The organism is Geminocystis sp. (assembly GCF_041753295.1).
Taxonomy (GTDB): domain Bacteria; phylum Cyanobacteriota; class Cyanobacteriia; order Cyanobacteriales; family Cyanobacteriaceae; genus Geminocystis.
The window spans coordinates 14897-39099 of the sequence record NZ_JBGSUU010000107.1 but is presented as its reverse complement, the minus strand read 5'-3'; the positions used below and the strand labels follow the sequence as shown (position 1 = coordinate 39099).

Genomic DNA, 24203 nt, shown 5'->3' with positions numbered 1-24203 from the left:
AGAGCTTAAATTAGGATTAAATTTAGAAAAGAATGATCAATTGTTATAATCTATTACGCAACTGCCAAGATTTTTTTTATTTGTTCATGATTAACCAACAAACTGCTATATATCGTATATTAGATGCTAACTTAGATCGTGCCAGAGAAGGATTAAGAATTGTAGAAGAATGGTGTCGTTTTGGCTTAAATGATCAAGAAACGGCAGCTAGTTGTAAAGAAATGCGTCAAGAATTAGGAAGTTGGCACACATTAGAATTACGAACCGCAAGAGATACACCCAACGACGTAGGTACAAATTTAACTCACCCCAAAGAAACCCAAAGAGAAAGTTTAGAGGATTTATTACAAGCAAATATTTGTAGAATTCAAGAGGCTTTAAGGGTTTTAGAAGAATACGCTAAATTATATGACGGGGAATTTGCGGCGGGGATGAAACAATTACGTTATCAGGTTTATACCTTAGAAAGTAAACTATTAGGGCAAAATCGGTTTAAATTATTAAATCAATGTTCATTATATTTAGTCACTTCTGGGGTGGATAATATTTTCACGGTGATTGAATCTGCCTTAAAAGGTGGTTTAAAGTTAGTACAATATCGCCATAAAAATCAAGATGATTTAGTAAAGTTAAAAGAAGCCTATAAAATTAAACAATTATGTAATAACTATGGTGCTATATTTATTGTTAATGATCGCATAGATATAGCTTTAGCGGTTAACGCCGATGGAGTACATTTAGGACAAACAGACTGCCCCGTAGGTTTAGCAAGACAAATGTTAGGTAGTGGTAAAATTATCGGAAAATCTACTACTAACCCTCAAGAAATGGCAAAAGCGATTAGTGATGGAGCTGATTACATTGGTGTTGGTCCTGTTTATGAAACGCCGACAAAAGTGGGTAAAAAAGCTACTGGTTTAGAATATGTCCGTTACGCCGAAGCTAATGCCACAATTCCTTGGTTTGCCATCGGTGGTATTGATAGTAATAATATTCGAGATGTTATTAAAGCAGGTGCAAAAAGAGTCGCTGTCGTTAGAGAAATTATGAATGCTGAAAATCCAACGGAAATAACGAAAAACTTGTTAAAAAACTTTTAAATTTAATTCCGCAACTCCCTCTTTCCTTTCTATCTCCTAACTCCTGTCTTCTATCTCCTATCTCCTATCTCCTATCTCCTATCTCCTATCTCCTAACTTCATTGCTAATTGTTAACTGGTAATGGTTAATTACGGAAAAATGTTAATATTGTATCGTGTATAGAGAAGTGAAGAATAAGGAAAAAAGTTGAATGGAAGAATATAATAAGTCAATTTCTTTTTTTGAAGGAAGAGATATAAAGATTCAAGTAGGATTATTAGCACCTCAAGCAGGAGGCTCGGTTTTAATACAAGCAGGTGAAACCGCAGTTTTTGTAACAGCAACTCGTACTAAAGGTAGAGAAGGCATCGACTTTTTACCTTTAACCGTAGATTATGAAGAAAGATTGTACGCTGCAGGACGTATTCCGGGAGGATTTTTACGCCGTGAAGGAAGGCCTCCAGAACGAGCAACCCTTACCAGTCGCTTGATTGATCGCCCTCTGCGTCCTCTTTTTCCTTCTTGGTTAAGAGATGACTTACAAATTGTAGCAACAACGTTATCGATGGATGAGGAAGTACCGCCCGATGTGTTAGCTGTAACGGGGGCATCCGTAGCGACTTTAATCGCTCAAATTCCTTTTTATGGTCCCATGGCTGCGGTAAGGGTAGGATTAGTTAACGATGAATTTATTATTAATCCTACTTTCCGAGAAATCGAAAACGGAGATCTTGATTTAGTAGTAGCAGGTACTCCTGATGGTATAGTAATGGTGGAAGCAGGAGCGAATCAGTTACCTGAACAAGATATAATCGAAGCCATTGAGTTTGGTTATGAAGCAATTTTAGAGTTAATTCAAGCTCAAAAAGATCTAATTCAAGAATTAGGTATTGAAATCAAAGTTGAAAATAAAGAAGAAGATAATCCTGCCGTAGTTAACTTCATCCACGAAAAAGCTGGAGAAGAAATTAAAAAAATTCTTTGTCATTTCGATTATGATAAAAAAACCAGAGATGAAGCGTTAGATAATATTCAAGCTACTTTAGTAGTAGAACCCATTAAGGCTTTAGCTGATGACGATGAAATAAAAGTTGCTGTTTCGGAAAATTCCAAACTTGTGGGTAACTTATTTAAACAGTTAACAAAAAAACTGATGCGCCGTCAAATTATCGATGATGGTGTCAGAGTTGATGGAAGAAAATTAGATCAAGTACGCCCTATTTCTTCTCGGGTGGGTTTATTACCTGCTAGAGTTCATGGGAGTGGTTTATTCCAAAGAGGTTTAACTCAAGTATTATCCATCGCTACTTTAGGCACGTCAGGAGACGCTCAAGATTTAGCCGATGATTTACATCCTGATTTTGAAAAACGTTATCTCCATCACTATAATTTCCCCCCTTATTCCGTAGGTGAAACTAAACCCTTACGCCCCCCCGGAAGACGTGAAATCGGTCATGGTGCTTTAGCAGAACGGGCTATTACTCCTGTTTTACCCCCTCAAGAAGATTTCCCTTATGTAATTCGTGTCGTATCTGAAGTACTGTCTTCTAACGGTTCGACTTCTATGGGTTCGGTTTGCGGTTCAACTTTAGCTTTAATGGACGCTGGAGTGCCTATTACTAAGCCTGTAAGTGGTGCAGCGATGGGATTAATCAAAGAAGGGGAAGAAGTGCGTATCTTAACGGATATTCAAGGTATTGAAGACTTCTTAGGGGATATGGATTTTAAAGTCGCTGGTACTGATAGTGGTATTACTGCTTTACAAATGGATATGAAAATTACTGGCTTGAAAATGGAAACCATCGCTGATGCGGTAAAACAAGCCAGAGAAGCTCGTTTACATATCTTAGGGGAAATGATGAAAACCATCAATACCCCTCGTAAAGAATTGTCCACCTACGCACCTCGTTTGATGACTATGAAAATCGATCCTGATATGATTGGTTTAGTTATTGGACCTGGAGGGAAAACGATCAAAGGTATTACTGAACAAACAGGTTCAAAAATCGATATTGCTGATGATGGTACTGTAACTATTTGTGCAGTACAAGCAGAACGTGGTCAACAGGCTAAACGCATCATTCAAACTATGACTCGTAAACTCAATGAGGGTGATGTTTATTTAGGGCGTGTAAGTCGTATTATCGATATTGGTGCTTTTGTGGAAGTTTTACCCGGTAAAGAAGGTATGATTCATATTTCTCAATTAGCTGAACATCGTGTTGGTAAAGTGGAAGATGAAGTTACTATCGGTGATGAAATTGTAGTCAAAATTCGTGGTTTTGATCAAAAAGGACGTTTAAATCTTACCCGTTTAGGTATTCATCCCGAACAAGCTGCGATCGCCCGTCAGGAGTCTCAGATTTAATTTATCTATTTCTGGGGAAGAAGACGAATTGAAGTCCCCACACTTGGGGATTTAGGGGCGTATTTTCCCCTCTACCTTCTAATGCTGAAGGAGAAAAAGAATTGAAAGTCCCCATATTTGGGGATTTAGGGGCGTATCAAGAAAAAGTAATTATTTGTAAATTTCTGACTTCTTTAATAATCTCAAAATCTTTGTCATTATGGAGTAAAATTACATCATAAGTAAGAGCTAAAGCCGCAATACAACAATCAATGCTACTTCTAACCGTTAAACCTTTACGTCTTAAATCATAAAAAATACGAGCGGAATTAACAAAGATAAGATCATTTTCGATTAGATAATCTTGATCATGTAAATAAGTTTCTAATAATTGCCATTCCCTTTCATTTTTCGCACCTTGTAATAATTCCATTTGAGTAAAACGACTTAAGAAAAAGGGATTATCTTTAATCAGATTTTGTAATTGTTTTCTTTTAATTCCTGTTTTATCTCGAAAAATATTAATCCAAACAGAAGTATCAATTAGGTACATTTTTGTTACTTCTTAGTTGACTATAATCATAATCTTCTCTCAAGTCAATTTTGCCACTCAAATCTAATAAATTTAATTTTTTACGACTGCGAATTAACTCTTTTAAAGCTAAATTTACTAATTCTTTTTTTGTTCTAACATTAGTTAAACGGAAGGCTTCTTCTACTAAAGTATCTTCTAGATCAATATTTGTTCTCATGTTTAAGTAAGTAATGTGTAAAGATAGCTATATTGTACACAAAAACTGTCTAAAAATATTTAATTTGCGATCAATAATCAAAAAAAAGTCCCCACACTTGGGGATTTAGGGGCGTATCCCAATTTTGGGGGAGAAGACGAATTGAAAGTCCCCATATTTGGGGATTTAGAGGCGTATTTTTATCCCCTCCATACTGGGGGATTTAGGGGCAGTTAATTCTAATCAAATCTCCTTCTACTTGGGCAAACATACCTTGATTTAAACTAGAAGTACGAGAGCGGTTCGGAGCATCAATTAACCTCACAAGTTCCTCTATTTGCTCGAAATTGGGCATTGTTTTTAAGTTTTGGGCTAAAAAAGCCTTGATAACCCTTCTTTGTAAACTGAGGGGTTTTTCTTTTAATACAGAACGTTTTAAACTATTTTTATCGTCACTTATGGCTAAATTAAGTAATTTTTCGCCTTCTTGGTTCAAAAATTCGACATCTGCTCTTAAAATCTCTGCTGTTTGGGTTAAATGTTGCTCTATCTGGGGATTAAATTCTTTTTTGAGGTAAGGAATTAAATCAAGGCGAATACGATTACGGGCAAATTTTTTATTGTCGTTATATTTATCTTCCCATATAGGCAATTGTAATTTTTGACAAAAAGCAAGGGTGTCACCACGAGTAAAATTAAGTAAGGGACGAACTAAGGTAAGATTATCTGTAAGTTTTCTTGTCCAATTAAGTGCGCTTAAACCTTCCATTCCTGCACCTCTAATCAAGTTATAAATGAAAGTTTCTGCGCGATCGCTCAAAGTATGTCCTGTTATTAGATAATTAAATTGGTATTTAGTGGCAATATCCATTAAACCTTCATAACGGTATTTTCGAGCATCTGCTTCCGTTTCAAGGATTTTTTTAGTAGCTTTTGCCAAATAAAACTCTATGCCCCAATTTTTGGCTATTTTCTCTACATGACTCCCTAATCCTTCATCTAACGCCCAACCATGATCAAAATGAGCGATCGCCAAATTCCAACCCCATTTTTCTTGTAAATCTAAGGATAACTTAGCAAGGGAGAGAGAATCTTGTCCTCCCGATACCGCTATTAAGATTTTGCTGTTTTTAGGCAATAAAAGCCTATTTTTACAAGTTTGATGCAATTTACTATGATAATCTGTCCAATTCATACAAAAATTTATTGATAATTAAGAGGGTGAATGCCATTCACCCCTACAGTATTCTCTGTTTCCTTTCTAATTTCTAATTATGATTGTCTGATTGACCATAAACCAATAAACTTGCTAATAAAAGTAATTTAATAGATTAAATTTATGAAAAAAGTACTTGGAATTATTTTAGGCGGTGGCGCGGGTACAAGATTATACCCTTTAACTAAATTACGGGCAAAACCTGCTGTACCACTAGCAGGAAAATATCGTTTAATTGATATACCTATTAGTAACTGTATTAACTCTGAAATTTTAAAAATTTATGTTTTAACTCAGTTTAACTCCGCTTCTCTAAATCGTCACGTTAGTCGTGCTTATAATTTTTCAGGGTTTAGCGATGGTTTTGTGGAAGTTTTAGCAGCACAGCAAACCAAAGAAAATCCAGAGTGGTTTCAAGGTACAGCAGATGCAGTACGTCAATATATATGGTTATTTCAGGAATGGGATATTGATGAGTATATCATCCTTTCTGGAGATCATCTTTATCGTATGGATTATACTAAATTTGTGGAGCATCACCGCCAAACTGGTGCTGATATAACCTTATCCGTTGTACCCATTGACGAAAAAAGAGCTTCTGCTTTTGGTTTAATGAAAATAGATGATACGGGAAGAATTATCGATTTCAGCGAAAAACCCGAAGGTGATGAGTTACAAAAAATGGCCGTTGATACCTCTATTTTAGGTTTAAGTCCTGAAAAAGCAAAAGAAAGTCCTTATATTGCTTCTATGGGTATTTATGTTTTCAAAAAAGGAGTCTTAGAAAAACTTTTAAAAGACAACCCCAACCAAACGGATTTTGGTAAAGAAATTATCCCTTCAGCGGCCAAAGATTATAAAGTACAAGCATATTTATTTAAAGGTTATTGGGAAGATATTGGTACTATTGAGGCTTTTTATGACGCAAATTTAGCTTTAACTAAACAACCTCAACCAGATTTTAGCTTCTATGACGAAAATGCTCCTATTTACACTCGCTCTCGCTATTTACCACCAACTAAGTTGTTAGATTCTAATGTAACTCAATCTATTATTGGGGAAGGTTGTATTATCAAAGAATGTCGTATTAGTCACTGTGTTTTAGGGGTAAGAACCAGAATTGAATCTAATTGTACTATTGAAGATACTTTATTGATGGGTGCTGACTTTTACGAGTCTTATAGCGTCAGACAGAGTAAATTAGAGCAAGGCAGTCTTCCTGTGGGTATTGGAGCAAATTCTACCATCAGAAGAGCTATTATCGATAAAAATGCTCGTATTGGTCAAAATGTGATTATCACCAATAAAGACAGGGTTGAAGAAGCTAATCGAGAAGATGAAGGTTTCTTAATTCGTAGTGGTATTGTTGTTGTCATCAAAAATGCTCTGATTCCAGATCATACCGTAATCTAATTTGTAGTGTGGGCATTGCCCACCATTGTTTTTTGTCGCCAGGGAGAAGTTGGAAAATATTTTATAAATTTTGGTTTAACATATATTTACTCCTCGACTCTTAATCTATGCAAACACCTTTAAGTTGGAATGAAATCAAAAGTAGGGCGATCGCCTTTAGTATAGAATGGCAAAATGAAACCTCAGAAAATGCTGAAGCAAAATCATTTTGGGATAATTTTTTCAATGTTTTTGGAGTGTCAAGAAGAAGGGTTGCTACCTTTGAAAAATCTGTTAAAAAGCTAGATAATAAACAAGGTTTTATTGATTTACTTTGGAAAGGAGTTATTTTAGTTGAACATAAATCTAAAGGAAAAAATTTAGATAAAGCCTATCAACAAGCCATTGATTATTTTTCAGGATTAAAAGAGTATGAATTGCCTAAATATATTTTAGTTTCTGATTTTCAGAAGTTTAAATTATATAATTTAGATAATGATCAAACTCATGAATTTGAGCTAAAAGAATTTGTTAATTATGTCCATTTATTTGACTTTATTGCAGGATATAAAAAACAAGAATATAAAGATAGTGATCCTGTTAATATTAAAGCCGCCCAATTGATGGGAGAATTACATGACAGGCTAAAAGAAATCGGTTATAGTGGTCATGAATTAGAAGTTTATTTAGTGCGTTTATTATTCTGTTTATTTGCTGATGATACAGGTATTTTTAATAAAGGAATTTTTCAAGAATATTTAGATTTACACACAAAACAAGACGGTAGCGATTTAGCCATGCACCTCGCTTCTGTTTTTCATATCTTAAATCAATCAGAAGATAAAAGACTTAAAAATTTAGATGAAAATTTAGCTCAATTTCCCTATATAAATGGCAAGTTATTTGAAGAATCTTTGCCACCAGCTTCCTTTGATAGTCAAATGCGAGAAATGTTATTAAAAGCCTGTAGTTTAGACTGGGGTAAAATTTCCCCTGCTATTTTTGGCTCGATGTTTCAAGCTGTGATGAATCCTAATCAAAGACGTAATTTAGGAGCTCATTATACCTCAGAAAAAAATATCCAAAAAGTCATTAAACCTCTGTTTTTAGATGATTTATATACAGAGTTTGAAAAGATTAAAAATAACCAAAATAAACTTAAAGAATTTCATAATAAAATCGCTTCATTAACATTTCTTGATCCTGCTTGTGGTTGTGGTAATTTTTTAATTATTACTTATCGAGAGTTACGAGATTTAGAAATTTTAGTTTTAAAAGAGTTAAATAAACAAGGACAATTAGAGTTAGATATTAGCACTATTATTAAAGTAGATGTAGATCAATTTTTTGGTATCGAATATGATGAATTTGCCGTAAGAATTGCCGAGGTTGCTATGTGGTTAATTGATCATCAAATGAATCTGAAAGTTAGTAATGAATTTGGGCAATATTTTGTCCGTTTACCTCTCAAAAAATCCGCTAAAATTATTCACGGAAATGCTTTACAAATTGATTGGAATAGTCTAACTCTCCATAATTCCCCACCTTTTAAGGAGGGATTAGGGGCGGTAAAATCACCACCTTTTAAGGAGGGGTTAGGGGCGGTAAAATCACCTTTTAAAGAAGGGTTAGGGGCGGTAAAACCTGCTTATAAATCAATTAGTAACTTAAAAGAGGTTAAAGAATTACGGCGTAATTTACGCAATAATGCCACTCCTGCGGAAAAAATTTTATGGAAAGTCTTACAAGGTAAACAATTAGATGGTTTTAAATTCCGAAGACAACACTCTATTGATAGGTATATCTTAGACTTTTTTTGTCCTAGTGCCAATCTTGCTATTGAGTTAGATGGTGAAACTCATTATACCTCAGAGGCTATTGAGTATGATCAAATCAGAGATAATTTTTTAGCAAATGTTGGTATAAAAGTAATTCGCTACCCAAATAATGAAATTTTCGAAAATTTAGACGGCGTATTAGAAGACATCAGACAACATCTGTTAGGAGAAAAAACTTCTTCCCCCATAAAAGTTAATTCTACTACCTCCGATTCCACCTATATAGAAGTTAATTCTACCACCCCCGACCCCTCCTACATAGGTGGGGAGAAAGATTCCCCCCTTTCAAGGGGAGTTAGGGCGGTTAATTATATTTTAGGTAATCCTCCTTTCGTGGGTAAACAATTACAAAATATTCAGCAAAAAACTGACATGAATTTAGTCTTTAATGGCGTAAAAAATGCTGGTGTTTTAGATTATGTTTGTGCATGGTATTTAAAAGCTGCTCAATATCTTAACCCCCCTTTATCCCCCCTTAAAAATGGGAGAGATTCTCTTAATTATTCCCCACCTTTTAAGGAGGGGTTAGGGGAGGTAAAATCACCTTTTAAGGAGGAGTTAAGAGAGGTAAAATCACCTTTTAAGGAGGAGTTAAGGGAGGTAAAAACTCGTTGTGCTTTTGTGAGTACAAATTCTATTTCTCAAGGCGAACAAGTAGGCATTTTATGGCAAGAATTATACAATAAATATAACATTAAAATTCACTTTGCCCATCGTACTTTTTCTTGGAGTAATGAAGCAAAAGGTAACGCTGCTGTTCATTGTGTTATTATTGGTTTTGGCTTAGAAAATATAGACAATAAACGCCTTTTTTCCTATGAAAATATCAAGGGCGAAGCTATTGAAATAAAAGCTCAAAATATTAGTCCATATTTAACTATTGGAAGAAATATTTTTATTTTATCTCGTTCATCTCCTATATGTGATGTACCTTCTATTAAAAGGGGTAATTCTCCTTACGATGACGGTAATTTTTTATTGAATCAAACTGAATTAGAAAACCTATTAAAATTAGACTCAAAAGCTATTAAATTTATTAAAAAATTTATCGGGGCAAAAGAGTTTATTAATGGAGAAAATAAATACTGTATTTGGTTAGTTAATGCTAATCCTAATGAGATAAAACAGTGTCAATTAATTTTAGAAAGAATAGAAAAAGTTAGACAGTTTAGAATTAATGCAAAAGGTTTAGAAACTCAAAAATATTCTGCTTTTCCTAGTTTATTTAGAGATAAAAATAATCCAGATACATTTATTGTTATTCCTCGTGTATCTTCTGAAAATAGAAAATATATTCCGATGGGTTTTTTTGACAAGAATAGTATTCCCGGAGATACTTGTATGATAATTCCTAATGGTGATTTATTTTTATTTGGAATTTTAACCTCTCAAATGCACATGACATGGGTTAAATATATTTGCGGAAGACTAAAAAGTGATTATCGTTACTCAAAAGATATTGTTTATAATAACTATCCTTTTCCTGAAAATGTGACGGAAAAACAACGGGGAAAAGTAGCTAATTTAGCTCAAAAAATCCTCGATATTCGAGCAAAATATCCTGATAGTAGTTTAGCTGATTTATATGATACTTTAACCATGCCTCCAGACTTAGTAAAAGCTCATAATAATCTTGACAAAGCAGTAGATTTATGCTATAGATCGCAACCTTTCACCAATGAATTAAACCGCATGGAATTTCTGTTTAATCTTTATGAAAACTTAAATACTCCTTTACTAAAAATCGAGAAGAAAAAACGAAATAGTAAGAATAATCACTTATAGAATAGGTTAATATTATTTAACAGAGAAATTATGATTGATTAGAAATTTATGCAGTTAACCAGTCAAGAAATTAGTAATTATCGAGATCAATTAGCGGAATGTGAATCTGCTATGATGGCATTAGATATAATTGAAGATGCCGAGGGTGATTTAGAAGATGGTGCAACTTCTATCGCTTTGGCTATCGGGCAAACTCCTGATAGAATAGATTGGTTAGAAGGTTGGGCGAAACGTTGTCGAGTAGCTATTTGTGAGGAAAATTTACGCTCTGATTTACAAGATAATTACATTGAAACCGCTTTTAACTATTTATTAGAGAAAAAAATTTGCCCCCCTTTGCTAATTACTCCCGTTATAATTTATGTAATTAAACAAGGAATTCATCAATTTTGTGAGCCTCTTTCTTATCAATTAGAAGTTAAAAATTAAGGAGAAAAAACATTAGTTTGGTAATTAATAGTTATTTTCTTTTTGATAGTTTTATTATTAGTTAATATTATAAAAAATGAACAAATTAAAACCAATTCAAGCTACGACAAAAATTAATGAAATTGTTAGTTTACAAGTCGCTCCTGCTAATATTATTAAAGGAGAAAATTGTTTAATTAATAGTGGTAAATTTATCGCTCATTTTGGTAAAAATCCTTTAATTGTTGGCGGTAAAAAAACTTTAAAACTAATGGAAAATTATCTTAATCCTATAGGTGAAGAATTTAATTTAACTCTCTCTTATCAAAGTTATAGCCCAGATTGCTCAGAAAATTCCTTAAAACAATTAGAAAAAGCCGTAAAATCTCATCATGCTGACGTTATCATCGGTGTTGGTGGTGGTAAAGCCTTAGATACAGCAAAATTATTAGCCTATAACTGCAACTTACCTGTTATTACTATCCCTACTTCTGGAGCAACTTGCGCCGCATGGACGGCATTGAGTAATATATATTCAGAATCTGGTGCTTTTCAATACGATGTCAGTCTCAAAAATTGCCCTAATTTACTCATTCTTGACTATAACTTAATTGCCACTGCACCTCCTCATACATTAATAGCAGGAATTGGTGATGCGATCGCAAAATGGTATGAAGCCTCTATCAGTAGCGGTAATTCCACTGCCACTTTAACCATTGCCGCCGTGCAACAAGGGAGAGTATTAAGAGATATTTTACTACAAAAATCAGAAATTGCTTTAAAAAATCCCTTGAGTGAAGAATGGAAAGAAGTGGTTGACGCAACAGTATTATTAGCTGGAGTTAGCGGTGGTTTAGGAGGAGCAAGTTGTCGCACAGTCGCAGCTCATGCCGTACATAATGCTTTAACCCATCTTCCTGAAGTGCATCATCAGTTACACGGTGCAAAAGTAGCTTATGGTATTTTAGTACAATTGCGATTAGAAGAAATAGTGACGAATAATCAACTAGCAACCACCGCCAGACAACAGTTAATCAAATTTTACCGTCAGATTGGCTTACCTTGCACTTTAGAAGATTTAGGCTTAAATAACATTACTTTAGCTCAATTGCGTCACTGTGCCGAACTTACCTGTCAACCTTCATCGGATATTCACCGTTTACCTTTTACTGTAACTCTTGAAGAATTAACAGCGGCGATGGTTTCCACTACAGTATAAAGAAAATTAGACATAATGCCTCTGAATTGGAATACATCCCTTTAAATCCCCCAAAATTGGAATACGCCCCTAAATCCCCAATAATGGGGACTTTTATTAATAATTTCCCTAAAATTATAAGTTTTTTTCGGAGTTTATGACTATAATAATAAAGGGTATTTTTTTTTGTTTATACATTATTTAATTCTTAAATTTTTGAAAAAATATGAGTGATTCTTGGACAATTAATGATAGTAATAAACTATATCAAATAGAGGGATGGGGTGAGCCTTATTTTGCTATTAATGAGGAAGGAAATATAACGGTTTCTCCTCGTGGAAATGATTATAAAATAGATTTATTTAACTTAGTAGAAAGTCTCAAAAAAAGAGATATTCACTTACCTTTATTAATTCGGTTTTCTGATATGTTAGACGATCGTTTAAAACGGTTACATGAATGTATGAATGAAGCTATCTCTCGTTATAATTACAGAAATGTTTATAGAGGAGTTTTTCCCGTTAAATGTAATCAACATAGACAGTTAGTAGAGGCAATTGTTGAGTATGGAAAACCTTATAAATTTGGTTTAGAAGTTGGTTCAAAACCAGAGTTAATGATAGCTTTAGCAACTTTAGATATTGATAAAACAGGAGAAACTTTATTAATTTGTAATGGTTATAAAGATGAAGATTATCTCGAAACTGCTCTTTTAGCTCAACAATTAGGACATAATTTAATTATCGTCATTGAGCAAATAAGTGAGTTATTTATTATACTTAAATTGAGCAAAAAATTACAATTAAAACCTCAATTAGGTGTTAGGGCAAAACTACAATCGAAAGGTTCAGGGCATTGGGGTAATTCTACAGGAGAAAAAGCTAAATTCGGTTTAACAATTCCCGAAATTGTCACAGTAATTAATAAGTTAAAAAATGACCATAAATTAGATTGTTTACAATTGTTACATTTTCATATAGGTTCGCAAATTTCTTCCATTGCCGTGATAAAAGATGCCATCCGAGAAGCAAGTCAAATTTATGTGCAATTATCGAAAATGGGCGCAGGGATGAAATATTTAGATGTTGGCGGTGGTTTAGCCGTGGATTATGATGGCTCAAAAACGAATTTTTATGCCTCAAAAAACTATAATATGCAAAACTATGCTAATGATATTGTGGCAGCTATTCAAGAGGCTTGTGACGAGAATGACATTCTACCTCCTATTTTAGTTAGTGAAAGTGGCAGAGCTATCGCTTCTCATCAATCTGTGTTAATTTTTAATGTGGTAAGTAGTAATAATCCGCCTTTGGAAGTGCCTGAAAAAAGTGTTGAAAAAGAGCACTTAATTATTCGTAATTTGTGGGAAACTTATAATAGTATTGATGCAGAAAACTATCAAGAAATGTATCATGATGCAGTGCAATTTAAAGAAGAAGCTATTAGTTTATTTAACTTTGGTTATCTTAATTTAAGTGAGAGGGCAAAAGCTGAAAAATTATATTGGGGATGCTGTCATAAAATTTATGAAATTACTAAAAATCAAACCTATGTTAGCGATGATTTAAACGAGTTAAATGATTTAATGATTGCTACTTATTATATGAATTTATCTGTATTTCAATCAGCTCCTGATGCTTGGGCAATTGATCAATTATTTCCTGTTTTACCTATTCATAGATTGAATGAAAAGCCAACAATGAAAGCTATTTTAGCTGATTTAACTTGTGATAGTGATGGTAAAATTGATAAGTTTATTGATTTATTAGATGTTAAAAATTATCTTGAATTACACACTTTAGAAGCTAAAGAAAATATTAATATCAATAACTCTGAAAATACCGATTTTAAACCTTATTATTTAGGAATGTTTTTAGTAGGTGCTTATCAAGAAATTATGGGTAATTTACATAACTTATTTGGAGATATAAATGTTGTGCATATTGAAAGTAAAGAAGATAATTATATCATTAAATATGTTGTCAAAGGAGATACGGTGACGGAGGTTTTACAATACTTAGAATACTCCGCCGAAGATTTACGAGAAAAACTCCGTTGTTTAACGGAAAAAGCATTAAAGGAGAATCAAATTGATTTAGAAAAATCACAACTTTTAATCAAAAATTATGACGAAAATTTACGCAGTTATACTTATCTTAGTTAATTCAGTTAAAAGTAAAACGAGAAGCTAAAGAAAAAATGCCAAATATTAATAAAACTCCACCACTTAAAGGATTTATCCACTGAGTAATAATTCTTAAATTTAGAAAACTTTTTAATGTACCTGTAAATGTACCTGCTAAAATCAAAGGAAAAACATAACCCATTGCATAACTAACCAGAAAAACTGTACCTAATACTAAATTTTTACTATTAGCAATATATGCTAGTAATGTTATTAAAACTGGAGTACTGCAAGGAGAAGCAATTAAGCCAAATGTTAACCCTAATAAATAAGATTTTAAGCTATCTGGAAAGTTATCTTTTATCCAATTTGAGGTATCCCAATTAGGTAATTTTAAAGGTATTATTTCTAATAAATTTAATCCCATTATAATGGCGATGGCACTTACAAAAATAGGTAAACCTGTACCAATTTGCCCGTAAACTTTACCTAGTAATGCCGCAAAAATGCCGAGAATAGCCAAAGTGGTGGCTAAACCGAGGGCGAAATAAGTAGATTGAATGAAAGAAGAAAATTTACCTTTATTGTCATAACCGCCGATATAAGCAACAGTGAGAGGAAGCATGGATAACATACAAGGGGTTAAACTGGTGATTAATCCCATCAGAAAAATAATGCCAACACTAAAAATAGTGACTTGATTTAGTTGATTATTGACTAATTGATTAGCTAATTGTTGCAGTTGATAAAGTTGTGTGGAAATTGAGTTAAAAATCATTATAATAGCCGTAGAAATTTAATTATTTTTATTCCTAATTTCTAATTCCTTATGATTATAAAATTTTACTTGATTTCTACCATTTTCTTTAGCAAAATATAAAGCATTATCCGCAATTTTAATTAAAGATTCAATGGAAGATTCACAATCAGGAATGATACTAGCAACACCTAAACTAATAGTTACATATTCACTGATATTTGATTTTTCATGAGGTATGTTTAATTTTTCTATTTCTTCTCTCAAATTTTCAGCAATTTTTATTGCACCTTCTTTGGGTGTATTAGGTAAAATAACAGCAAATTCTTCACCACCATAACGTGCTAAAATATCAGAAGATCTCTTAACTACATTATTCATTGTTTTTGCCACTGTTATTAAACAACTATCTCCTTTTTGATGACCATAAAAATCATTATAAGGTTTAAAATAGTCCACATCACATAAAATTAAAGATAAGTATTGTTTTTCTCGACAATTACGTTCCCATTCTTGGGTTAAAATATTATTAAAATAATGGCGATTATAAACTCCTGTTAAACCATCAATAGTAGCTAATTTACTTAGCTTTAATTCTAGTTTTTTCCTGACAGTAATATCTCTAACCGTGACAGAAAAACCATCCCCTAATTTTACGGCGATAAAGTGAAACCATTTTTGTTCATTTTTATGATTATATTTTATATCTTGCTCTAAAGATTTACCTGTTTCTACTACTTGAATAAATGCTGTAAATAATTCAGGTTTAATTTTATTTATAAATTTTTTAAAAATTAACTTTCCTGTTAAATCTTCTGGTTGACTATTAAATATTTGAGCGGTAACAGGATTAACAACAATACAACGGAAATCGATAATTTTACCTGTTTTTGTGTCTCTTACTGCTTCTAAGGCAGCAATACCATCAAGGGAAGCATTTAAAATACTAGAAATTAAAGCCCTAGATTGATATAAAATTGCTTCAGCTTCTTTCCGTTGACGAATTTCTTTTCTTAACAATTGATGCTCTTTTTCTAATAATTCTCTTTCTTTTGCTAATAATTTTCGCTGAGTTTGAATAGTTAATTGACTGGTGATTCTTGCTAATACTTCTTCTTCTTGAAAAGGCTTTGTTACATAATCAATACCTCCTATTTCAAAGGCTTTTATTTTGTCAAAAACATCACTTAAGGCACTAATAAAAATCACAGGAATATCTTTAGTTTTATCATAAGATTTTATTCTTTTGCATACCTCATAACCATCCATATTTGGCATTAAAATATCCAATAAAATTAAATCAGGAGGCTGAGATTGTGCCGCCATAATTGCACTTTCTCCATCAGATGCTTTTTTTACTTTATAATTTCTTCCTTCCAACATTTTTGATAAAACTCGCAAATTTGCTGGTTGATCATCTACTATTAAAATACTTTCTATTAAATTTTCTTCGGAAGTAAGATTAAATTCTTTCATTTGTATATTTTAATAATTAATGAATAATTGACCATTTATCAGAAAATTTATATAACTTTAATTTAAGGCTGTAAAATGTCAGTATTTAACTTTTATGTATAAAAATCAAAATATTAATTTAATGGCTTTAATTACTTATTCTTAATTCTCCATCAGTTTTCGGATTTTCTTAAGTTGGAAATTATCTACTAAATTAGTTAACTTGTCAATTAAAATATTATACTGTTGAGGAATTTGTGCAATTAATTCTAAGATTAAATCATCATCAAGATCCACCGATGCTTGGTATAATTCCTCTATCCATGATGATGGCATTATTTTTAACTCCTCTACTGTCAACGGTTGATTATGAGTAACAGTATCCCCTTGACTTTCTTCTTCATAAATATATTCTACTCCCAGATGTTTAGCCATGGCCTCAAAGATAACGGATTCTCGAAAAGGTTTTCTGATAAAATCATCACATCCTGCGGATAAAATAACCGCTTTTTCTTCCTCCAAAACACTGGCAGTTAAAGCAATAATAGCGGTAGCATTGCCTTTTATTGTACCTTTAATATATTGAGTTGCTTCATAACCATCCATCACAGGCATTCGCATATCCATCCAAATTAAATGAGGATTCCATTCTTCCCAAATTTCAATAGCTTCTTTACCGTTAGCGGCTTCTTTCAATTCAAATCCCAATGGTTGCAATAATTTTATTACTAATAAGCGATTAATTGGGCGATCATCAACTACAAGAATGCGATAACGTTGTTTTTGAGATTTTAATGCAATTACATGACGTTTATTTGTACGTTGCTCAATTTCTATATCTCTAGCTTCTACAACTTTCCCCGCAATATCGAAACTAAAAATACTCCCTTTACCTACCTCACTTTTGATGGTAATATCACCCCCCATCAACTGTACAAATTTACGACTAATAGGCAACCCTAAACCTGTGCCTTCTTGAGAGTTTCTACCGACTTCTGTCTGAGTAAAGGCTTCAAAAACTTTGCTTAAATCTTCCTCCGCAATTCCTGGGCCTGTATCTTCTACGGCAAAATGAATATAAGTTTTTTCTGCTTCTGACATTCGAGGGGATAGAGAAACAAAGACATTTACTCCTCCTTCTTCGGTAAATTTGATGCCATTATTGATGAGATTAATTAATACTTGACGCAATTTAGTTTCATCTGTAGAGATATATTGCGGTACATTTTCCTCTCTTTCAAAAGTTAGTTGTAAATTCTTTTCATCGGCTTTTAATTGCAATAAATCCTCAATTTCTTCTAATAAAACATAAAAATCAACATTTTTCTCATTTAAACTCATTTTTCCTGCTTCTATCTTCGATAAATCGAGAATATTATTAATTAAATTTAAAAGATAGTTGCCACTACGATTAATAATAGTTGTGTTCTCTAAGTGATCAGGAGGTAAACTTTGTGATCGCATCATAATTTGAGAAAAACCAAGAATAGCATTCATGGGGGTGCGCAATTCGTGACTCATATTCGCTAAAAAAACACTTTTAGCTTGATTAGCTATTTCAGCTTTTTCCTTAGCGATGGCTAATTCTAAATTTCCTGCTTGAAGTTGAGAAGTGGATTTTTCCAGAGATTCAATAACTTGATTATAACGAGTAGCAATATGTCCTACTTCTGTAAAAGGCTCAACGGGTACACGCAAACTAAGATTTTGAGTCTTTACTTGCTCATCCATAGCTATAAGTAAATCATATACTTCCGTTCTTGCTCTATGCTCAGAGACATTTAGTCCTATATTTTCATCTTCTATAGATACCCGTAAAGGAAAGAAATGGTTAGTAAAATTGAGTAATAACCAAGCAATGCCAAAAGTCCATACAAAACAGACTAAAATTCCTAATAATTGCACTAATAACTGCTCAAAAGAGGTTAAACCCGTGCCTAATAACTCAGGCTTTCCGAAGATTGCCACCGCTAAAATTCCCCAAGTGCCACCAACACCATGTACTGCTACCGCATCCACAGCGTCATCTATTTTACGTTTTTCTAATTGTGCCTTTGCAAATAACATCAAATAAGCACCAATAGCGCCAATAATTACCGCTTCAGGAGTTGAAACCACATGACAAGAAGCCGTAATAGAGACTAAACCAGTAATAGTGCCATTCATCAAAAATTCTACTTCAGGAAGTTTATATTTTCGCCACCCAAAAAAACAACCGCTAATCATCCCACCAACACCAGCCATGAGAGTATTAACTAAAATTCTCGGCACTTGGTCATTAAAAACAAAAATACTACCACCGTTAAAGCCAAACCAAGCAATCCATAATAACATAACTCCTAACACCGATAAAGGCAAATTTGAGCCATTGATTTTATCCACGGAAAAACGACCGTGACGAGGGCCTATAATAAGTAAAAGGGCAAGTGATACCCAAGCACCTACGCTATGTACTACCGTACACCCGGCAAAATCCACAAAACCGAGGCTACCTAACCAACCAATAAAACCATTCTCATGGTTATCCATACCATTCCATGCCCAATGGCCAAAAATAGGGTAAATAATGCCTGAAATGAGGGCAGAAGCGATAATATAAGAGCTAAATTTTAACCTTTCCGCCACCGCACCAGAAACGATAGTGGTTGAGGTACTACAAAACATTGCTTGAAATAAGAAAAAAGCACCTAAACGAGAGTCATTATCAACATCAATAAAAAAGCCCGTAGTGCCGATTAATCCGCTTTTGCTTAAGCCAAACATTAAGCCATAACCAAACATCCAAAATAAAATTACCGAGATACCAAAATCAGCTAAATTTTTTACAGCTACATTTATATTATTTTTTGAGCGCGTTAACCCTGATTCTAAACACATAAATCCGGGTTGCATTAAAAATACTAATCCTGCACAAATTAAAACCCATTGTAAGTCAGTCATAATAATTAGGAGATAGGAGATAGGAGTTAGGAGATAGGAGATAGGAGATAGGAGATAGGAGTCTAAAGTTTTTCCGAAATTTCCCACTTATCAAGAATATCTTGAAAGAGTATTTCTTCTATCCAAGTTTTAGCTACAACGGTAAGAGGAAGGGCTAATAATAATCCAAATATACCAAAAGCCGTAGCAAAAAATATTTGAGCAAAAAGTGTTACGGCTGGTAATAAAGAGACTTTTTCTGCCATTACTCTTGGTGTTAACCAATAACTTTCGATATTTTGTACAATAAAATACCAGATTACTATAGGCATTATTTTCCAAGGATCATCTACAAGAGCGATCATAACAGGAAAAATAACGCTAGAAGTAGGACCAATATTAGGAATAAAATTGAGTAATCCTGCTAAAAGTCCATGAACTAATACTAATTTCACTTGTAAAATCCATAAACCTAAACCACTTAAAACACCAATAAAAATACAGTTAATAATAATTCCATTTAACCAACTAACTATGGCAATTTCACTTTTATTCAGAATGTCATCGATACGATAACGATAAAAAGAAGGACAAATTTTGATAAGATAATAGCGATATTTCTTCGGATTCAATAAGAAAACAATTGTTAATAAAAATAAAATTATAATTTGAAAAGTAATAATAAATACATTAGAAAAAATTGCTATAAAATTATTAAAAATTTGAGGAGTATTAAAGGTATATTGATTTATAATATTATTCAGATCATCAAAGGGTAAAAACTTTTTATATTCCCCATAATCAATAGTATTAATAAACTGAGTTATTTTTCTTGCAACACTAGGTAAAAGCTGAATCAATAATTGAAATTGCTCAATAAAAGGAGGTAAAATTAGAGTAAATAATAATGAAATAATAATTAAAAGACTACTCATAATTATTAAAATTGCCTTAACTCTTGTTAAATTAAATTGCTGTAATTTAATTACTAAACGATTTAAAACAACGGCGAAAATAATAGCTGTAAAAATTAATAGTAAAAATTGTCTAATTTCCCAAATAATATAAAGAGAAATTAAAAAACTTAAAAATCCTAAAGATTGACCAAAATTCATATAATTACTTAAACAAATATATATTTTAAAATTAATTATTGTAACAATAATACTTTTAATTGTATTTTATAAGTTAGACGATATTAATTTATAATTAATTACACAAAATTGATTTTATTTTTAATTTTGCACTTAAGTCTATTACTTATTTGTCGAAAAATAGTAGATAAACTCAAGTTTTTTTATATTTAAAAAGATTTCTTTGTGATTACTAAAAAATATTGATAAATTTATAGATAGTTTAATTAATTAATGTTCAATTTAAAAAAGTAGTCCTATGTCTTCTAAAAAATCTGATCAAATTTTATCTCAAATGGCTTTAAGTTTACTTACTCCTAGTGTTGTCATTACTCAACTTTTGGGAAATGAAATCATGAAATTATTAGAAAACATGGGGAAAGCCAGTGAAGAGATTTTTCGGGGTGAAAGATTACCTATTCTCAAAAATCATTCCTTAGATTCTAATCCATAGCCAACAAAAAACCTTCTCTGGTAAAAAATTAATTAAAAAAATGTATCCTAAAAAACTGTATCAGATTAATCATTTCAGGTAGAATCATAATATTGTACTGCGTAGCTTACCCTTATTCAAGGGAAGTTCAGAAACTGTGTTGTTTAGTCTTCAATAATTTAGCTTTGATAAAAACATGATTTAGCTTTGAATAATTTAGTCTAATCAAGATATATTTTCTGTAAATTCTTTTGTTTAAATATAACAAATACCCATAAATTAACATATATAAGAGAAAAAAATATGATGATTTCAGCCACTGCTAACTATAAAGAAGAATTGAGTATTTATTCTAGTTCAGAATTATTATTACGTCATCGACTAAAATTAATCGAAAATTTATGGGAATCAGTGTTAACAAGTGAGTGTGGAAGGGAGTTAGTGGATTTATTAGATAAGTTAAAATCTGCTTGTTCTCCAGAAGGACAAACCACAGAAATCCGAGAAATTTCCGTTAGTAAATGGATAGAACAATTAGAGTTAGATGATGCCATTAAAGCTGCGCGTGCTTTTGCTTTATATTTTCAATTAATTAATATTGTAGAACAACATTATGAACAAAGAACTCAAAAATTAATTCGTAAAACTACAACAGAAGATCAAGTAAATGCTATTCAAAATTTAGAATCTGGGAATAATCCCACTTTAGAAACCAATAACAAAGTTCAAAGTTATTTTAATCCTACGGTAAATCCTGCTAGTGGTGGTACATTTCATTGGCTTTTCCCTTATTTGCAAAAATTGAATATGCCTCCCCAGAAGATTCAGCAATTATTAGATCAATTAGATATTAATTTAGTTTTTACTGCCCACCCTACGGAAATTGTCCGTCATACTATTCGTAAAAAACAACGTCGTATTTCTTTTCTCTTGGAAAAATTAGATAGTGCAGAAGAGTCTTTTCGTGCTATGGGTTTAACTAATTCTTGGGAAGCAGAAAATTATCGAGAACGTTTAATGGCTGAAGTGCGAATGTGGTGGCGAACTGATGAACTTCATCAATTTAAACCTACTGTATTAGATGAGGTTGATTACGCTCTACATTATTTTCAAGAAGTGTTGTTTGATACTTTACCTGAGTTATCTACAAGGTTGAAACAAGCATTACATAATACTTTTCCAAAATTAAAACCCCCCACTCATAAATTTTGTTATTTTGGCTCTTGGGTAGGTGGAGATCGAGATGGTAATCCTTTTGTAACTCCAGAAGTAACTTGGTCAACGGCTTGTTATCAGCGTAATTTGGTTATAGATAAATATATAGAATCGATGACACAGCTCAATGATATTTTGAGTTTATCTTTACACTGGAGCAATGTTTTACCAGAATTATTAGATTCTTTGGAAATTGATCGCATTAGAATGCCAGAATTATACGATAAATTATATGTGCGTTATCGACAAGAACCTTATCGGTTAAAATTAGCTTACATTGAACAAAAATTAAAAAATACTCAAAAAAGAAATCAAGCCTTATCTAATCCTGAAACCCGAAAATCAATTAAATTAGCTCAAAAAGAAGATAATCTTTATCCTTCCAATCTTGACTTATTAGAAGATCTCAATTTGATCAAATCTAACCTTGAAAATACTGGTTTAAAATGTCAAGAATTAGATCATTTAATATCTCAGGTAGAAATTTATGGTTTTCATCTCACTCCTTTAGATTTTCGTCAAGATTCTTCTCGTCATTCCGATGCGCTTAACGAAATCGCCGAATATTTGGGAGTTTTAGAAAAACCTTATAACGAATTATCCGAAACCGAAAAAACTGCTTGGTTAATACAAGAGTTAAAAACCCGTCGCCCTCTTGTACCTCATGATATTCCTTTCTCCTCAGCTACCACAGAAACCATTGAAACCCTAAGGGTTTTACGAGAATTACAAACAGAATTTGGCTTAGATATTTGTCAAACCTATATTATTAGTATGACAAACTATGTTAGTGATGTTTTAGAAGTTTTATTATTAGCGAAAGAAGCTGGATTATATGATCCCATTTTAGGTACAACAAGTATTCGTATTGTGCCTTTATTTGAAACCGTAGAAGACTTAAAACGCTCACAGGCAGTGATGACAGAGTTATTTGAGTTGCCTTTATATCGTGCCTCTTTAGCAGGAGGTTATGATAATATTCCCAAATCTGCTTCTAATCTTGTTTTACCTGAATTACATCCTAAAAATTTGCAAGAAATCATGTTAGGTTATTCTGACAGTAACAAAGATTCAGGGTTTTTAAGCAGTAACTGGGAAATTCACAAAGCACAAAAAACCCTTGCTAGAGTGGGAGATAAATATAATTTAAACATCAAAATCTTTCACGGGCGTGGTGGTTCTGTAGGACGAGGAGGAGGCCCCGCTTATGCGGCTATTTTAGCTCAACCTACTTCTACTATTGATGGCAGAATCAAAATTACCGAACAAGGGGAAGTTTTAGCTTCTAAATATTCTTTACCTGAATTGGCTTTATATAATCTTGAAACTATTAGTACTGCCGTTATTCAAGCAAGTTTACTCGGTAGCGGTTTTGATGATATTGAGCCTTGGAATCATATTATGGAAGAAATTGCTACATCTTCTCGTAAAGCCTATCGTGAATTGATTTATGAGCAACCTGATTTTATCGACTTCTTTTTGTCCGTAACACCTATTGAAGAAATTAGTAAATTACAAATAAGCTCTCGCCCTGCTCGTCGTAGCAGTGGGAAAAAAGATCTATCTTCTCTCCGTGCGATTCCTTGGGTATTTAGTTGGACACAAAGCCGTTTTCTTCTTCCTGCGTGGTATGGTGTCGGTACAGCATTACAAGATTTTGTCAATCAAGAACCTGTAGAAAATTTGAAGTTATTGCGCTATTTTTATTTAAAATGGCCTTTCTTTAAGATGGTAATTTCTAAAGCAGAAATGACTCTTTCTAAGGTTGATTTACAAATGGCAAGTCATTATGTCGATGAATTAGCTTCTAATGAAGATAAAGAGCGTTTTCAGACGGTATTTAACCAAATTGCTAAAGAATACTATTTAAGTCGGGATATAGTATTGCAAATCAATGAGCAAGATCGCTTATTAGATAATGATCCTGAACTACAAAGATCGGTACAACTTCGTAACGGTACAATTGTTCCTTTAGGATTTTTACAAGTATCTCTACTCAAACGTTTAAGACAATATGCTAGTCAAGATAAAGCTGGTTTAATTCACTTCCGCTATAGTAAAGATGAATTGTTACGAGGTGCTTTATTAACTATTAATGGTATTGCCGCCGGTATGCGTAACACAGGTTGATCTAATCATAAATAATTAACAATTAACAATTAACAATTAAC

General features: G+C 32.6%; 16 protein-coding genes. 9 read left to right on the top strand and 7 right to left on the bottom strand.

Annotated elements, in window-relative coordinates:
- Positions 1–86: 86 nt before the first annotated feature.
- Positions 87–1100, top strand: coding sequence for a thiamine phosphate synthase (locus ACEW8E_RS13185; RefSeq protein WP_373480814.1), 1014 nt, complete (start codon positions 87–89; stop codon positions 1098–1100).
- Between the two features lie 191 nt (positions 1101–1291).
- Positions 1292–3448: a polyribonucleotide nucleotidyltransferase gene (locus ACEW8E_RS13180; protein ID WP_373480813.1), complete on the top strand. Its 2157-nt coding sequence runs from the start codon at positions 1292–1294 to the stop codon at positions 3446–3448.
- A 136-nt stretch (positions 3449–3584) separates the two neighbouring features.
- Here the strand turns inward: ACEW8E_RS13180 and ACEW8E_RS13175 are convergent, their stop codons facing one another.
- The 3 genes from ACEW8E_RS13175 to tilS form a co-directional block, all read right to left on the bottom strand.
- On the bottom strand, positions 3585–3980 hold the full coding sequence (locus tag ACEW8E_RS13175; protein WP_373480812.1) for a PIN domain nuclease: 396 nt from the start codon (positions 3978–3980) through the stop codon (positions 3585–3587).
- Positions 3967–4179 carry a type II toxin-antitoxin system VapB family antitoxin gene (locus tag ACEW8E_RS13170; protein ID WP_373480811.1) on the bottom strand — a complete coding sequence of 71 codons (213 nt, stop codon included), beginning with the start codon at positions 4177–4179 and terminating at the stop codon, positions 3967–3969. Before ACEW8E_RS13170 ends, ACEW8E_RS13175 begins: the two co-directional genes overlap by 14 nt.
- Before the next feature lie 202 nt (positions 4180–4381).
- Positions 4382–5353 carry a tRNA lysidine(34) synthetase TilS gene (gene tilS, locus ACEW8E_RS13165; RefSeq protein WP_373480810.1) on the bottom strand — a complete coding sequence of 324 codons (972 nt, stop codon included), beginning with the start codon at positions 5351–5353 and terminating at the stop codon, positions 4382–4384.
- Between the two features lie 144 nt (positions 5354–5497).
- Between tilS and ACEW8E_RS13160 the strand changes: the two genes are divergently transcribed.
- The 5 genes from ACEW8E_RS13160 to speA all read left to right on the top strand — a co-directional run bounded on the left by ACEW8E_RS13160 (position 5498) and on the right by speA (position 14159).
- A complete protein-coding gene (locus ACEW8E_RS13160; protein WP_373480809.1) occupies positions 5498–6787 on the top strand; it encodes a glucose-1-phosphate adenylyltransferase in 1290 nt (429 codons plus the stop codon).
- Positions 6788–6894: 107 nt separating this feature from the next.
- Entirely contained in the window at positions 6895–10389 is a 3495-nt protein-coding gene (locus ACEW8E_RS13155) for a DNA methyltransferase (RefSeq protein WP_373480808.1), read from the top strand.
- A 48-nt stretch (positions 10390–10437) separates the two neighbouring features.
- Positions 10438–10818 (top strand): hypothetical protein, encoded by a 381-nt coding sequence (locus ACEW8E_RS13150; protein ID WP_373480807.1) that lies wholly within the window; start codon positions 10438–10440, stop codon positions 10816–10818.
- A 76-nt stretch (positions 10819–10894) separates the two neighbouring features.
- Positions 10895–12016: an iron-containing alcohol dehydrogenase family protein gene (locus ACEW8E_RS13145; protein ID WP_373480806.1), complete on the top strand. Its 1122-nt coding sequence runs from the start codon at positions 10895–10897 to the stop codon at positions 12014–12016.
- Between the two features lie 205 nt (positions 12017–12221).
- A complete protein-coding gene (gene speA / locus ACEW8E_RS13140) occupies positions 12222–14159 on the top strand; it encodes a biosynthetic arginine decarboxylase (RefSeq protein ID WP_373480805.1) in 1938 nt (645 codons plus the stop codon).
- Between the two features lies 1 nt (position 14160).
- On the opposite strand, the gene ACEW8E_RS13135 is transcribed toward speA, so the two are convergent.
- From ACEW8E_RS13135 to ACEW8E_RS13120, 4 genes are all read right to left on the bottom strand, one after another.
- Complete coding sequence (locus ACEW8E_RS13135; protein WP_373480824.1) at positions 14161–14895, bottom strand: cytochrome c biogenesis protein CcdA; 735 nt, start codon at positions 14893–14895, stop codon at positions 14161–14163.
- A 21-nt stretch (positions 14896–14916) separates the two neighbouring features.
- Positions 14917–16353: a diguanylate cyclase domain-containing protein gene (locus ACEW8E_RS13130; protein WP_373480804.1), complete on the bottom strand. Its 1437-nt coding sequence runs from the start codon at positions 16351–16353 to the stop codon at positions 14917–14919.
- 141 nt (positions 16354–16494) lie between these two features.
- Complete coding sequence (amt, locus tag ACEW8E_RS13125) at positions 16495–19272, bottom strand: ammonium transporter (protein ID WP_373480803.1); 2778 nt, start codon at positions 19270–19272, stop codon at positions 16495–16497.
- Positions 19273–19334: 62 nt separating this feature from the next.
- A complete protein-coding gene (locus ACEW8E_RS13120; RefSeq protein WP_373480802.1) occupies positions 19335–20366 on the bottom strand; it encodes an AI-2E family transporter in 1032 nt (343 codons plus the stop codon).
- Between the two features lie 277 nt (positions 20367–20643).
- Between ACEW8E_RS13120 and ACEW8E_RS13115 the strand changes: the two genes are divergently transcribed.
- Together ACEW8E_RS13115 and ppc are read left to right on the top strand one after the other, a co-directional pair.
- Positions 20644–20838, top strand: coding sequence for a hypothetical protein (locus ACEW8E_RS13115; RefSeq protein ID WP_373480801.1), 195 nt, complete (start codon positions 20644–20646; stop codon positions 20836–20838).
- Positions 20839–21120: 282 nt separating this feature from the next.
- Positions 21121–24162, top strand: coding sequence for a phosphoenolpyruvate carboxylase (ppc, locus tag ACEW8E_RS13110; RefSeq protein WP_373480800.1), 3042 nt, complete (start codon positions 21121–21123; stop codon positions 24160–24162).
- Positions 24163–24203: the final 41 nt, after the last annotated feature.

Excerpts from the sequence above, each read along its gene's own strand:
- ACEW8E_RS13185 (WP_373480814.1), top strand. The coding sequence starts at position 87 with ATGATTAACCAACAAACTGCTATATATCGTATATTAGATGCTAACTTA.
- ACEW8E_RS13180 (WP_373480813.1), top strand. The coding sequence starts at position 1,292 with ATGGAAGAATATAATAAGTCAATTTCTTTTTTTGAAGGAAGAGATATA.
- ACEW8E_RS13175 (WP_373480812.1), bottom strand. The coding sequence starts at position 3,980 with ATGTACCTAATTGATACTTCTGTTTGGATTAATATTTTTCGAGATAAA.
- ACEW8E_RS13170 (WP_373480811.1), bottom strand. The coding sequence starts at position 4,179 with ATGAGAACAAATATTGATCTAGAAGATACTTTAGTAGAAGAAGCCTTC.
- tilS (WP_373480810.1), bottom strand. The coding sequence starts at position 5,353 with ATGAATTGGACAGATTATCATAGTAAATTGCATCAAACTTGTAAAAAT.
- ACEW8E_RS13160 (WP_373480809.1), top strand. The coding sequence starts at position 5,498 with ATGAAAAAAGTACTTGGAATTATTTTAGGCGGTGGCGCGGGTACAAGA.
- ACEW8E_RS13155 (WP_373480808.1), top strand. The coding sequence starts at position 6,895 with ATGCAAACACCTTTAAGTTGGAATGAAATCAAAAGTAGGGCGATCGCC.
- ACEW8E_RS13150 (WP_373480807.1), top strand. The coding sequence starts at position 10,438 with ATGCAGTTAACCAGTCAAGAAATTAGTAATTATCGAGATCAATTAGCG.
- ACEW8E_RS13145 (WP_373480806.1), top strand. The coding sequence starts at position 10,895 with ATGAACAAATTAAAACCAATTCAAGCTACGACAAAAATTAATGAAATT.
- speA (WP_373480805.1), top strand. The coding sequence starts at position 12,222 with ATGAGTGATTCTTGGACAATTAATGATAGTAATAAACTATATCAAATA.
- ACEW8E_RS13130 (WP_373480804.1), bottom strand. The coding sequence starts at position 16,353 with ATGAAAGAATTTAATCTTACTTCCGAAGAAAATTTAATAGAAAGTATT.
- amt (WP_373480803.1), bottom strand. The coding sequence starts at position 19,272 with ATGACTGACTTACAATGGGTTTTAATTTGTGCAGGATTAGTATTTTTA.
- ACEW8E_RS13120 (WP_373480802.1), bottom strand. The coding sequence starts at position 20,366 with ATGAATTTTGGTCAATCTTTAGGATTTTTAAGTTTTTTAATTTCTCTT.
- ACEW8E_RS13115 (WP_373480801.1), top strand. The coding sequence starts at position 20,644 with ATGTCTTCTAAAAAATCTGATCAAATTTTATCTCAAATGGCTTTAAGT.
- ppc (WP_373480800.1), top strand. The coding sequence starts at position 21,121 with ATGATGATTTCAGCCACTGCTAACTATAAAGAAGAATTGAGTATTTAT.